The organism is Algoriphagus chordae, from assembly GCF_003254055.1.
GTDB classification, from domain to species: domain Bacteria; phylum Bacteroidota; class Bacteroidia; order Cytophagales; family Cyclobacteriaceae; genus Algoriphagus; species Algoriphagus chordae.
This window is the reverse complement of record NZ_QKZT01000007.1, coordinates 56049-69311: the sequence shown is the minus strand read 5'-3', so window position 1 is coordinate 69311 and position 13263 is coordinate 56049. Positions and strand designations below refer to the sequence as shown.

The 13263-nt window shown below is 45.1% G+C and carries 9 protein-coding genes; 7 read left to right on the top strand and 2 right to left on the bottom strand.

The features are described from left to right. Positions 1–15: 15 nt before the first annotated feature. Both LV85_RS09210 and dinB read right to left on the bottom strand, forming a co-directional pair. Entirely contained in the window at positions 16–2970 is a 2955-nt protein-coding gene (locus LV85_RS09210; protein WP_111318606.1) for a DNA polymerase III subunit alpha, read from the bottom strand. A 1-nt stretch (position 2971) separates the two neighbouring features. Then, the gene (gene dinB / locus LV85_RS09205; protein ID WP_111318604.1) at positions 2972–4120 is read right to left on the bottom strand and encodes a DNA polymerase IV; all 1149 of its coding nucleotides are present in this window, start codon (positions 4118–4120) and stop codon (positions 2972–2974) included. A 69-nt stretch (positions 4121–4189) separates the two neighbouring features. Between dinB and LV85_RS09200 the strand changes: the two genes are divergently transcribed. The 7 genes from LV85_RS09200 (at position 4190) to LV85_RS09170 (ending at position 13239) form a co-directional block, all read left to right on the top strand. Beyond that, a complete protein-coding gene (locus LV85_RS09200) occupies positions 4190–4999 on the top strand; it encodes an XRE family transcriptional regulator (protein WP_111318602.1) in 810 nt (269 codons plus the stop codon). Positions 5000–5597: 598 nt separating this feature from the next. Continuing rightward, complete coding sequence (locus tag LV85_RS09195) at positions 5598–6764, top strand: CynX/NimT family MFS transporter (protein ID WP_111318600.1); 1167 nt, start codon at positions 5598–5600, stop codon at positions 6762–6764. A 69-nt stretch (positions 6765–6833) separates the two neighbouring features. Then, a complete protein-coding gene (locus LV85_RS09190; RefSeq protein ID WP_111318598.1) occupies positions 6834–7436 on the top strand; it encodes a DUF2179 domain-containing protein in 603 nt (200 codons plus the stop codon). Next, on the top strand, positions 7437–8144 hold the full coding sequence (locus LV85_RS09185) for a tRNA1(Val) (adenine(37)-N6)-methyltransferase (RefSeq protein WP_111318596.1): 708 nt from the start codon (positions 7437–7439) through the stop codon (positions 8142–8144). It begins immediately after the preceding gene. 168 nt (positions 8145–8312) lie between these two features. Further along, the gene (locus LV85_RS09180) at positions 8313–9776 is read left to right on the top strand and encodes an IPT/TIG domain-containing protein (RefSeq protein ID WP_111318594.1); all 1464 of its coding nucleotides are present in this window, start codon (positions 8313–8315) and stop codon (positions 9774–9776) included. A gap of 10 nt (positions 9777–9786) precedes the next feature. Beyond that, on the top strand, positions 9787–12183 hold the full coding sequence (locus tag LV85_RS09175) for a TonB-dependent receptor (RefSeq protein ID WP_111318592.1): 2397 nt from the start codon (positions 9787–9789) through the stop codon (positions 12181–12183). A 3-nt stretch (positions 12184–12186) separates the two neighbouring features. Then, on the top strand, positions 12187–13239 hold the full coding sequence (locus tag LV85_RS09170) for a DUF4249 domain-containing protein (protein WP_111318590.1): 1053 nt from the start codon (positions 12187–12189) through the stop codon (positions 13237–13239). Positions 13240–13263: the final 24 nt, after the last annotated feature.

Genomic DNA, 13263 nt, shown 5'->3' with positions numbered 1-13263 from the left:
CTACATTATATCATGTTATTGTGACATAGTTGATCTCACCACCTCCTTCTTCCCCCTCAACCCCACTTTCCACATCGAATTGACCTCCACCGCATAGGTGCCAAATTCCTCCATGACCCTGCCTCTCATTTTATAAAAACCCTTGCCTTGAAATGGATAGCGCTTCAGCGAAGGAGGGAAATGCACCGTATCCAGCCAGTCACCTTTGGGGTCTAGGAATGTCCCAAAAGCCATGTGCTCCCGATGGATGGTTCGCACATCTTTGGTCACGACCAGTTGTCCAAGAACTTCTACATTTTTTCCCAGCAAGCTTGGAAGCTGCTCGGCGAAGACGGTTCCGCTGCCGTCATGCGCACATAGTCTGAACATATCCGTAAGCGCAAAACCCAGCACATTGATCTCGTCCAGCGCATCTTCGAGGGGGTAATCCGGGAAATCCGGTAGCGTGAAGTCCATGGGAGGTTCTCTGAAAAGAGCGGGAGAATCAGGAATAGAACTGAGATGCTTCTGTGCGAAATTCGCTTTCCAGAGCAGTTTCTTTTTCCCTAAACCCGTAAATCCAAATGCGCCCACGCTGATCAGAATATTCAGTTGCTCTGGCCCGGCATGTGTGCGCTCGATGAAATCCTCCAAACTCAGGTAAGCGCCATTGGCTTGCCTTTCTACGAGAATGAAATCACAGAGCTTTTTCTCCAACTGCTGTATATGGATCAAACCTACAAAGACCTCTTCGCCGCGGATATTGGAGAGGTATTCGCTGCGATTGACGCAGGGCGGATTTACTTTGGCTCCGGTACGCTTCAGCTCGTGGAAGTAAAATTCGGTGCTGTAAAACCCTCCGAAATTATTGATCACGGCCACCATAAATTCCATGGGGAAATAGGTCTTCAGGTACAGACTCTGATAGCTTTCCACGGCAAAAGAAGCCGAGTGCGCCTTGGAAAATGAATAGCCACCAAAGGACTCCATTTGCCTCCAAACTTCTGCGGTTACCGTTTCTTCATGCCCAATTTCCTTGCAGTTTTTGAAGAATTTTTCCCTGATTTCGTTGAATTTGTTATGTGATCTATACTTGCCGGACATAGCTCGGCGCAGGATATCTGCCTCGCCCATGTCCAAGCCGGCAAAGTGATGCGCGACCTTGATCACATCTTCCTGATAGACCATCACGCCGTAGGTTTCTGCTAGCAGTTCCTTCATTTTGGGATGGAGGTATACGACTTTTTTAGGATCGTGGAAGCGCTCGATGTACTGCTTCATCATGCCTGACTGTGACACGCCCGGGCGAATGATGGAACTCGCCGCCACCAGCGTGAGGTAATCGTCACACTTCAGTTTGGTGAGGAGCTGCCGCATAGCTGGGCTTTCGATATAGAAACAACCGATGGTATCCGCCTTCCGGATTTGTGCGGCGACTTTTGGGTCGCTCATGAATTCCTCTACTCGGTGAATGTCGATATCGATTCCCTTGTTTTGCTTTACCAGTCGGATGGCTTCTTTGATATGTCCGAGTCCGCGCTGACTGAGGATATCGAGTTTGAACAAGCCAATTTTCTCTGCCAAAAACATGTCGATCTGCGCGGTGCAAAATCCCTTCGGTGGCATTTCATTCACCGTGTATTGATAGATGGGGTTCTCCGAAATCAGCATCCCGCCAGGGTGAATGGAATGATGATTGGGAAAATTCTCCAGCAGCTGTCCGTATTTCAGAATGGTGCGCTGGATTTTGTCCTCGTTCATCGGCTGATCTTTGCCACGCACGAGTTGGTCGATTTCTTCTTTTGGCAGGCCAAAAACCTTCCCCAGTTCACGGATGACTGCTCTCCGCTGGAAGGTACTGTACATTCCGAGTAGGGACACGTGGTCTTTGCCGTAGCGCTTGAAAATGTAATCGATGACTTCATCCCGATCTTTCCAGGAGAAATCCATGTCAAAATCTGGTGGAGAGGTCCGGTGCGGATTCAGAAATCGCTCGAAGTAGAGGTCGAGTTTGATGGGATCCACATCCGTTATTTTCAGACAATAGGCCACGATGGAATTGGCTCCGCTACCTCGACCTACGTAGTAAAAGCCACGGTTTTGGGCATAGCGGATCACATCCCAAACGATCAGAAAATAGGCATTGAAATTTAGCTGATCGATGATCTTCAGTTCTTTGATCACCCGAGCTTTGGCTGTAGGATTATTTCCGTAGCGATACTGCAGACCTTCCATGGCGAGTTTTTCCAGCAAAATCCTATCGTCTTCCTTGCTTGCAGAGTAGTGCTTTTTGTTCTTGTCGGTATGGAGTTCTGTTTTGATTTCACAGCTATCGATCAGTTGGAGTGTATTGCTGATCATGCCGGGGAAATTCCGAAAAGCACTCATCAGCGCTGCTTCCGGTACAAACATTTCGTCTGGAGAAGCAAAGTCTTTTTCCCCCAACTTACTGATCAGCGTATTCTTGCCGATGGCTCGAAGCAGCCGATGGATATTGAAAGCGGTTTTGTCCTGAAAAGTCACGGGATGTCGGATGATCCATTTCTTGGGCGCGGCTTCCACTTCCTGTTTTTTGATGCGGTTCAGTTGGCTTGCCAATACCCCGATGAATTCATACTCTTTGAGATTTTGTGCGGCTAAGCTCCCAAAAGGATAAATGATCAACACTTCCGAAAAGCAAGTTGGGCGCTCAGGAAAATCTTTTTTTTCCTGCAAATGCTTCGAAAGAAAATGATTAATCTCCAGTAATCCAGCATCACTTTTAGCCAATAAAGTATAGCAGAAAACATCGGCATTGTGGATTTCTGCCCCTACGAGCGGTTTGATTTTCTTTTCCCTACAGAAATCCACAAAATCCCAGATGTCTGCCGTGCTGTTGATATTGGTAAGGCCAAGGGAAGTTAGGCCGCGCTCTGCTGCCGCATTCACGAGTGCCTCGGTGCTGAAGGTGCCGTAGCGATAGCTAAACCAGGTTTTACAAGTAATAAACATCTTAGGCGCGGGTTAAGGTGATGGCTCGGGTGAGGCTTTTTTCGCCGTAGCGGTTTTTGATCCAGTCGATGGCTTGGTACAGGCTCACACCTTCTTCGGTGTCTTGGAAAAGATCGATCTGCTGACAACCTTGCACGAGATGAGAGACTTTCACACCAACCAGCCGCACAAGCATTCTCTTTTCATAGAGCTTCGCAAAGAGTTCCTTGGCTCGCTGTAGCAGTACTTCGTCCGAACTGGTGTAAGATATAATGCACTGCCGGCTGACCGTGTCGAAATTGGCATAGCGAAGCTTCACCGTGATGCAGCCACAGAGTTTGTTTTTTTGGCGAAGTTCAAAGCCGACTTTCTCCGTCATCCGTACCAATTGGCTATTGAGAAAAGCCATGTCGATGGTGTCCGATTCAAAGGTGTTTTCGGTGCCTATGCTTTTCTGCTCGGTGTAAGGAATGACTGGAGATTCGTCGATTCCATTGGCTTTTCTGGAAAGGTCGATTCCTGATTTTCCCAAGAGATTTTGCATCATCCGTGGAGGAATCTCGCTGAGCAGTTTGATGCTTTCCACGCCCATGCGCTCCAGCAGTGTGGAGGTTTTTTCGCCCACGCCTGGCATTCTCCTGATCGGGAGAGGAGCGAGGTAGGGTTTTTCATTTCCAAAAGGAATAGTCCTCTGCCCATTGGGCTTGGCGTCATGGGTGGCTACTTTGGATACCAATTTGTTTACTGCCAAAGCACAGGAAATCGGCAAACCAGATTCTCGGACGATCCTTTCCCGTAGTTCTTTGGTGAATTTCTCACAACCAAAAAACCTGTCCATTCCCGTCATATCGATGTAAAACTCATCAATCGAAGCCTTCTCCATCAGCGGCACTTGCTCTTGAATAACTTCGGTGACCAAGCGGGACTGCTGGCTGTAGCTGTCATGATCGCCTTTGATATAAAATGCCGAAGGGCAAAGTCTCCGCGCCAACTTCATGGGCATGGCCGAATGCACACCGAATTTCCGTGCCTCGTAACTGCAGGAAGCTACTACCCCACGATCGGAGCTGCCGCCGATGATGACAGGCTTGTCCTTGAGGGCAGCGTTTTTCAACCGCTCCACGGACACAAAAAACGTGTCCAAATCCAAATGCACGATATGCCTTTCCATTTCTCAGATTACTTGCTATATTTGATACTATTAATATCATTTTATTGTCATTAATTGTATCGAATAAAAATGGGAAGTCAAAGCTTTTTCTGGGCGAGCAATCTGAAATTTCTTAGAAAGCGACGCAAATTGAGTCAGGACATGCTTGCTGAAAATCTTGGCATGACCAGGGCTAAGTTGAATGCACATGAGAATGGGCATAGCAAGTCGCCGGCTATCGAGGATTTGCTGCTCTGTGCCGATTACTTTAGGATGAGTGTGGATACCCTGCTGCGGGTGGATCTTTCGAAGCTCAGCGAGTTGAAAATCCGGGATCTGGAAGCTGGCAATGATGTCTTTCTGAGCGGTTCGAAAGTTCGGATTCTCGCCACCACCGTGAGTTCAAGTAATGAGGACAACATAGAGCTTGTCCCGATTAAAGCGAAAGCGGGTTACTTGGGAGGCTTCGGAGATCCAGAATATCTGAGCACACTACCAGTTTTCAATCTTCCCAATCTGCCAAAGGACAAGAAATATCGCATGTTCCAAACTGAAGGAGACAGTATGCTACCGATCGCAGATGGAGCCTATGTGATCGGATCTTATTTATCTGAGTGGCGACTTGCCAAAGAAACTCCCTGCATCGTGGTGACGGCAAGTGAAGGGCTCAGTTTTAAGATGCTGAGTTTTCAGGCCGAGGAAAGAAACTTTTTGCTGCGCTCGCTCAATCCTGTCTATACCTCCTATCAAGTTCCAGCTGAGGAAATTCGTGAGATCTGGAAATTTGAATACTATATGAGTGATGAGTTTCCGCAGGAGCCATTGACGCTACAGCAAGTGGGAATCGAGATCTCGGAGATCAATAGGAAATTGGGGTTGATGCAGAAGGGTGAGTTGTAAGGGGGGCTCTCGCAACGGCGCGGCGGCGCAGCGAAAGGGGTATAACCTTTGAGATACTATCCCGAACGTCGCTAGACTTCGGGACCTCCTCGAAGGTTTTAGGTTCTGTTAATTTGTCTCTCGCGGCGGCGCCACTGCATGCACAGACGAATAGAAGTCTGAAGACTTCATTGATCTGGGTCCAAGTCCTGAGACTTGAACCAAAGAAGGTTGTCTCAAGTGATGTCAGGCTGAGTATTAAATATTCTTTGAACATACAAAAATGAAATGACAGTAATTTGGTTTGGAACCATAACCATGGTCACCTTGAGCACTTGAGAGACGAGAGTCTCGAAGTCGAAAGGTTCTCGAACCTCTAGACTCCCGTCTCTCGGGTACTCGAACTGACCAGCTTTTGATGTCCTCAAATCAATCTGTCATTGGTAGTGAAGTCGAAGCCTCCCTCGACTCCGCTCGGGATGACCAGCATACTGTTCAGTCAAATAATCCAGAAGTCTACCAATGCGTCACTAATTCACTTTAAATTTCCCTAGTTTTACTGAGCTTAATGAGTCGCTAATATTTCATTCTTAGTATTCTTTAATTTTTATAATCAGCCTTGACTAAATCATTTTCCACCCAATCACTTCTTATCACTGGAATTGTCTTGGTTTCGATCAATTTGCGCACCTCGATAGCGTCTGTTGGTCCCTTGATTCCATTTATCCGTGAAGACTTGGGTTTGTCTAATGGCTTGGCGGGATTTCTCACGACGCTTCCTTTACTGACTTTTGCGACTTTTTCGCTTTTTGCTCCTGGCATAGGAAAGCGACTGGGGATGGGGCGAGCCGTGTTTTTGGGAGTTGCGATTTTGACTGCCGGCGTGATTCTTCGTGTCTTGGGAGGGATTGAATTGATGCTCTTCGGTACCGCACTGACAGGGATAGGTATCGTGATCGCCAATGTGCTGTTGATTCCTTTGATCAAAGTCAGACTGCCGGAGAAGCTGGGTTTGATGACCGCCTTGCTGGCGACGATGATGTCACTTTTTGCGGCGATTGCAGTAGGTATGAGTGTGCCTATTGCAGTGGATTGGGATTTTGGATGGAGAGGATCTTTGGCGTTCTGGGCGATATTTATGGTGCTGGCGATGATTGTATGGATTCCACAGCTACAGCGACCTAAGGCAAGTCTCGAGGAGGTCACTGATCCTGCAAAAAATGTATGGAAATCCAAATTGGCTTGGCAGATCACCATTTTCATGGGATGCCAGTCGGTGATGTATTTCACTATGGTGACTTGGTTGCCGGATATGCTGATTTTTCGTGGTTGGACTCCGTCCCAAGCGGGCTTTGTGTCTTCGATGATGCAGGTAGTTTCTCTGCTGGGATCTTATTTTGCCCCCAATTTCCTGATCAAACTCAAGGAACAGAGCGGAGTGGTGTTGGCCGTGGGAGTAGCTTATGTACTGGGGTATCTGGGATTATTTATAGAAAATGAACTGCTGACTTATGTTTCGCTGGGATTGGTGGGACTGTGTATGGGCTCGAGTTTGAGTATTGCTTATACCTTGATCGCTTTGCGTACTGCTGAGGATCAAACTACCGCCAAACTTTCGGCTATGGTGCAGTCTTCTGGCTATTATTTGGCGGCACTTGGACCATTTCTTTTTGGGGTTTCACTGGATCTTTTTGACAACTGGAATGTGTTGATTTTCTTTTTGTTATTCTTCGCACTGGCATTTACCATTTTTGGAATAGCAGCAGGTAGAGATCGTAAAATCTAATTCCAAATATTATTTCGCTCTCACTGGAATAGAATGTAGTTTTGCGGCTCCAAACTGAATCCGAATTTCATGCAAGAATTCTTTCAAACCCTAGGTGTTTCCGAACAATTGTTCGATTACCTAATCATGCCTTTACTTATTTTCTGCGCGAGAGTAGGAGATGTGTCTATCAATACCCTGAGAATCATGTTTATGATGAATGGGAAAAAGAACATTGCTCCGGTTTTGGGCTTTTTTGAAGCCTTTATTTGGTTGCTTGCTATAGGTCAGATTTTTCAAAACATAAACAATCCACTTTCTTATGTTGCCTATGCTGGTGGCTTCGGGATGGGAACTTATGTGGGGATGTACTTTGAGGAGAAGCTAGCCCTTGGAAGGGTGCTCGTGAGAGTGATTACACCACAACCACTTCCTGACCTGATTGAATATATGAAGGAGCGGGATTTTCGCTTTACGAATGTGGGCGGAGAAGGACGTTTTGGTAAGGTCAATCTGTTATTTACAGTGATGAAAAGAGATAGCCTCACGGAGTTTGTCGCTAAGGTCAAAAGTATAGATGAGAAGGCGTTCTATACCATTGAGAGTGTGAAGCGGGTGTCTGAGGATGATTTGAATGTGATGGATGATAAGCCAAGATTCAATATGAGTTTCTTTAGTAAGCCTCGTACCTAGATGGCCAATACCTGGTTCCAGTTTCAGCATTTTCGAGTCAATCAGGATCGCTGTGCGATGAAAATCAGCACGGATGCTGTGATGCTCGGGGCCTTGGCTAAGGCCTTGTCGCCAAGAGAAATTTTGGATGTAGGAACTGGCACAGGCGTGATTGCTCTTATGCTTGCCCAGCGTTTTCCTTTGGCCAGAGTTCAGGCTGTTGAGATAGATCCGGAAGCAGCAGCTCAAGCATTGGATAATTTTCGCTCAAGTACTTTTTCTGATCGTATGCAGCTTTGGGAGGGGAGATTTCAGGACTTCGCAGCTCAGCAGAACTATGATCTTATCGTCAGCAACCCGCCCTATTTCCCTGATCACTTGAAATCATCTGATATGCAGCGCAATATGGCTTTGCATACGGACGAGCTTTCTTTTGAGGATTTGTTGGGGAAAGTGGCTCAACTTTTAAAAGAGGATGGACAGTTTTGGATTATTCTACCTCCCAGACAAATGCAGGATTTTCGGAAAGAAGCTGAGCAGCATGGCTTGTTTCTAGGGGTGAAATACACGCTGCAAGACAAACCTGGAAAGCGAATACAAAGAGAGATTTGTGCTTTTTCCAGAAATCAGAATGAGGTAGAAACTTCAGCCATTTTCATCAAAAACGAAGATGGAAGCCCACATGAAAGCTATGCAAATCTGGTAAGGGGGTTTTTGTTGGGTTTTTGATAGTAGGGTGATATTGGACAAATGAATAAGTTGTTTGTCGGGGTTTTGCCAAAAAGGGGTTCAGAAATCTATGGTTTCTACAAGATATTTTTTATGAATTAGTTATTCGTGGTTGTTTCTGCTATCTATTTTTCTATTTTTGGACTAAGTAGTCAACTAACTTAATTAATGAGAAAATTTCTGTCTCTAGGAATCCTAGCGATGCTCTTATTGGGATGGGCCTGTACAGAGGATGAGGAGGAAAGTGTCATTCTCGTCACCGAAGAGGTTCTGTATACTAGCGGAGAGCAAGTTCGGCTTTTGGGACGCTTGATAGCAAACCAACCCGTCAAAGCTAGTGATCATGGTTTTTACCTGTCCCAGGATGAGAGTTTCTCTATGCCGATTGTTATTTCTTTGGGTACAAAAGAAGGTGCAGGGAGATTTGTAGGCTTGATAGATGAGTTAACTATTGGGAGCTCCTATTTTGTAAAAGCCTTTATGGATATTGGCAAAGGACTGGAATTTGGTAATGTGATCGAATTGTCCACATTAAATCCAGGACTGGAAAGTTTTTTACCTGCATTTGGTTCGGCAACTGAGACGGTGACGATTCTGGGGCGTAATTTCACTAAGGACACTCGGGTATTTTTCAATGAGGTAGAAGCAGAGGTACTCAATATTGAATTTGAATCTAGGCTTAGCGTTAAGATTCCTCCAGCAACTTCTGCAGACCCTGTTTTCATCAAAGTACTGGTTCAGGATAAGCTGTTGAGCTTTGACTCCCCATTCGAATATCAAACTGGTGCCTACCAACTAATAAGCACATTTCCAGAACAAGTCAAACTTTACGATAACGTCTCCTTTCAGAACTCGGCAGGTTTCTATATAGGTCTTGGCAATATCTCAAAGAATGAATTTTACACTGGATTTCAACGATATAATCCAGCGACATCTTCCTGGGAGAAAATTGATTGGCCGGGGACTTCACGGAATTATGCCTTTGCTACTTCAAATTACATTGGTGCTGGAGTGGCCAAATTGGGAAGGGGGCCTTATACCATGAATTATGGTTTTTGGAAAGTAAGTGCCTCAGGGTTTCAGCAATTGGCAGATTTAACCTTTGATAGTAGGGAGTCTCTGGCTTTCGAACTGAATCAGAATTTGTATGTCGTAGGTAGCAAAGAAGGAGATTCTTTGGCCGTAAGGAAATATGCTGCTGCTACTAAACAATGGACAACGCTAAGTCCTAGCCCAGTTGCATTTGGGGCAGCAAACCCTCATTTTGAATATCAGGGTAAAGCTTATGTGGTAGATGATTCTGCGGCTTTATGGAGATACGATCCAGCGACTGATTCTTGGAGTAGTACTGGGCTGACTTATCCAGGTTCTTTGGGACAAGGATATGGCATAGCACATGTGATCGGGTCCAAGGCTTATGTAGGCTTGTATAGAAGAGCGACTGATCTCTGGGAGCTTGATATGAATACTATGAGCTGGAAATCAAAAAATGCGATTCCGGGAATTCCGCAAAGCTTCACTGTAGGGAGTTTTGTACAAGGAGAATCTCTATACATGATGAGAGTTCCAGATATCTCTCTGGCCGGACCATATCCGATGGAATTGTACCAATTTGATCCAAACGGAATTTAAGCCAAAACCTATGAGAAGAAATTTACTCTTACTTTTTCTGTTTGTTTCCCAGCTAGGCTTCGCTCAGACACCCGTGAAAAAGGAGGTGGTAGGTCGGGATGTCGGACAACTCAAAGGGCTTAAGATTTCGGGTAGAATCATCGACGAAATCACAGGAGAGGCCTTGGTAGGTGCCACCGTGACTGTGACGGAGACCAACCTGAATATGATTACCGATAACAACGGGACATTCGAATTGACTTTAGACCGGGCAGAATACAATCTTCAGTTTCGATATGTAGGTTATGAAACCATTGATTATCCGATAGTGGCAGTGGGAGATGGGAGGATTTCCATCAAAATGCTCCAGGAGGATTTTCAGCTAGATGATGTGGTGATATTTGGTAGAGATCCGGAGAAAAACATCCGTTCTACCGATATGGGGGCGATTACGCTTAGTATGAATACGATCAAGGAGCTGCCACCTTTTTTGGGTGAGGTAGATATTATTCGTTCTATGGCGACCTTGCCTGGGGTGAGTCAGGTGGGGGAAGCTTCGGCAGGGCTCAATGTTCGTGGAGGAGGAGCAGATCAAAATTTGATACAATTCTTAGGCGCTCCGATTTACAATCCTACGCACTTGTTTGGTTTATTTACCTCCTTCAATGCTGATGTGGTGAATGACGTTACGCTGTACAAATCTGTGATTCCATCTCGCTATGGCGGTAGAGGCTCTTCGATTTTGGATATTGTGCCAAAGGCCGGAAGTGTTTCAAAATGGGGAGCGGATGTAATGCTGAGCAATGTCTCCGGAAAACTGTCTATCAATGGCCCGATTGTCAAAGACAAGGTTTCCATACTCGGTGGGATTCGGGGGTCTTATATCAATTGGTTTTTGCATGCCATGAGCAATCCAGATTTGAAGAATTCCAATACTAATTTTTATGATGGGAATCTGATTATTTCGGCTCCGATTTCTGATAAAAATGAATTTACATACAGTTTCTATCGCAGTTACGATGACTTTTCTTTTGCTTCAGATACGACCGTTTCTTGGGCCAATACCAGCCATTCCTTGCAGTGGAAAAGCGTTTTGTCAGAGAAACTCAGCCTAGAAGCATTAGGATACTACACGCAGTACGATTACAGTATTTTCAATCGCTCAGGTATCAATGATTTTGATCTCAATTCTGGCATTCAAGATTATGGAGCAAAGCTATTTATGAGCTATCAATTTTCTGAGACCAATAAAGTGAGTTTTGGAGGAGATTTCAAGCAGATGAAGTTGCAACCTGGAGAATTGATTCCAACTGGGCCTGATGAGGGGGTTTTACCAGATAAAGTCCAAGATGAATATGGACGGGAATCCGGCCTGTATTTTCAGCAGGAGTTTGAGTTGGGGGAGAAATTTGGGATGTCTTATGGATTGCGTTACGATATGTACCAATACTTAGGGCCTCGAATTGTCAGGGATTATGCGGAGAACCAGCCGATTTCGGATGGAACGGCCATTGGCGAGACTAGCTATGGAGATGGCGAGCAGATCGCTAATTACAATGGTTTGGGACCTAGGGGCTCCTTGCGTTATTCCTTTTCCAAAAACAGCTCGATCAAAGTAGGCTACAATAGAATGTATCAGTTCATCCACCTGATTTCCAATACAGCAACTATAGCACCCACAGATATTTGGAAGTTGAGTGATGCTTTTCTTGAACCACAGATAGTAGATCAGTATTCCTTGGGCTATTACAACAACTTCAAAGGGAATATTTTCGAAACCTCAATCGAAGTGTATTATAAAGACATTCAAAATGTAGTGGAGTATAAGGATGGAGCCAATCTGATCATGCAGAATCATATCGAGACGGAATTGGTACCAGCACAAGGGAAGGCTTATGGTGTTGAATTGTATGTGAAGAAAAACTTAGGGCGATTGACCGGTTGGATATCCTACACTTATTCGCGTAGCCTCAGAAGGGTGCTTACTCCCTATGAGGAGGAAATCATTAATGGGGGGGATTGGTACCCATCCAATTATGATAAGCCAAATGAGTTTAGTGTAATAGGTAATTATAAAGTGAGTACTAATTTGTCTGTATCTGCCACTTTCGGCTATAGCACGGGAAGGCCAATCACTTATCCGGAAGCGAAGTTTAACTACTCAGGAAACTCCTTGGCTTACTTCAATCGAAGAAATGAGCAGAGACTTCCAGATTTTCACCGATTGGATTTGGCGGTCAACTTCAAACTCAATGGTGAAGGAAGGTTCTTTGATGGAGACTGGACCTTCTCAATCATAAATGTTTACGGCAGGAAAAATCCATTCTCACTTTTCTTTGTGGATGAATTTGGTTCGCCTCCTCAGGCTATGAGACTTGCTATTTTGGGCGTGCCTCTTCCTAGTATTAGTTATGCGATTAAGTTTTGAGCTATGTATAAAAGACTGATTTATTTACTGTTGTTGGTTCAGGTTTCTTGCATAGATCCTTATGAAGTGACTGTGGCTGAAGGTCCGCAGATTTTGACCATCGAGGGTACTATTACCAGCGCTGCGGGGCCACATACTGTCCGCTTGACGAGAGGAGCTACCTATGGATCTGTGTTTGAAGGGTTGATACGGCCTGTCACTGGAGCCACCGTAATCGTGAGAGATGAACTTGGGAATGTTACTTATCTCTCTGAAAATCTCGAAAATCGTGGTGATTATCAGAGTCCTGCGAGTTTTTCAGCTATTGTAGGTAGGTCTTACACCTTGCAAATACAGCTTACAGATGGGAAGGTTTACAGTTCATTTCCCGAAAAAGTCAACAATGTCCCCCCAATCAGAAATTTGACTTACCAATCAGAACGAATTCCGGTAGAAGGAGAAATAAACGATGCTTCGGGGGTGAGTTTTATCGTGGATATAGATGATCCAGCAGAGGAAAATAACTTTTACTTCTGGAGAAATAGCCCTGCCACCTATGTGTTGGAAACTAGACCAGATCTCTATGTAGATCGTGAAACTATGTCTCCAGCACCGAAAGACTGCTGTGCGGTATGTTACAAATCAGAAACGACTGGAAATAGCTCATTTTTTATTGCAAATGATGATAATTTCAATGGTTTGAGTACCAGGATCAAAGCTGGGTTTATTCTTGATGATGGGTTACGATTTGTGAATACATATCGTGTGGATTTGCGACAGCTCAGTATTAGCGCTGAGGCTTATCGATTTCTACGCTTGGTGAAGCAACAAACTGAGATCAGCGGTTCGGTCTTTGATCCCCCTCCTGCGAATATTCGTGGGAATATGATAAGCTTGGATAATCCAGATGAGGTAGTCCTTGGTTATTTCATCGCAGCAGGAGAAACTTCCCAACGAGTTTATATAAATGGAGCGGAACTGGATTTCAGGCAGAATGTGGGAATCATTGCTGATGATTGTAGACAGGTCGAGGGTTCAGTATTTGATCCTCCTGTGGATTGGGATCCAGGGGCCTAGCAGGAAGCTGAAATATAACTGCTG

What these genes read in the sequence shown, in the direction of transcription:
- LV85_RS09210 (WP_111318606.1), bottom strand. Translation starts at nt 2,970, where the DNA reads ATGTTTATTACTTGTAAAACCTGGTTTAGCTATCGCTACGGCACCTTC.
- dinB (WP_111318604.1), bottom strand. Translation starts at nt 4,120, where the DNA reads ATGGAAAGGCATATCGTGCATTTGGATTTGGACACGTTTTTTGTGTCC.
- LV85_RS09200 (WP_111318602.1), top strand. Translation starts at nt 4,190, where the DNA reads ATGGGAAGTCAAAGCTTTTTCTGGGCGAGCAATCTGAAATTTCTTAGA.
- LV85_RS09190 (WP_111318598.1), top strand. Translation starts at nt 6,834, where the DNA reads ATGCAAGAATTCTTTCAAACCCTAGGTGTTTCCGAACAATTGTTCGAT.
- LV85_RS09185 (WP_111318596.1), top strand. Translation starts at nt 7,437, where the DNA reads ATGGCCAATACCTGGTTCCAGTTTCAGCATTTTCGAGTCAATCAGGAT.
- LV85_RS09180 (WP_111318594.1), top strand. Translation starts at nt 8,313, where the DNA reads ATGAGAAAATTTCTGTCTCTAGGAATCCTAGCGATGCTCTTATTGGGA.
- LV85_RS09175 (WP_111318592.1), top strand. Translation starts at nt 9,787, where the DNA reads ATGAGAAGAAATTTACTCTTACTTTTTCTGTTTGTTTCCCAGCTAGGC.
- LV85_RS09170 (WP_111318590.1), top strand. Translation starts at nt 12,187, where the DNA reads ATGTATAAAAGACTGATTTATTTACTGTTGTTGGTTCAGGTTTCTTGC.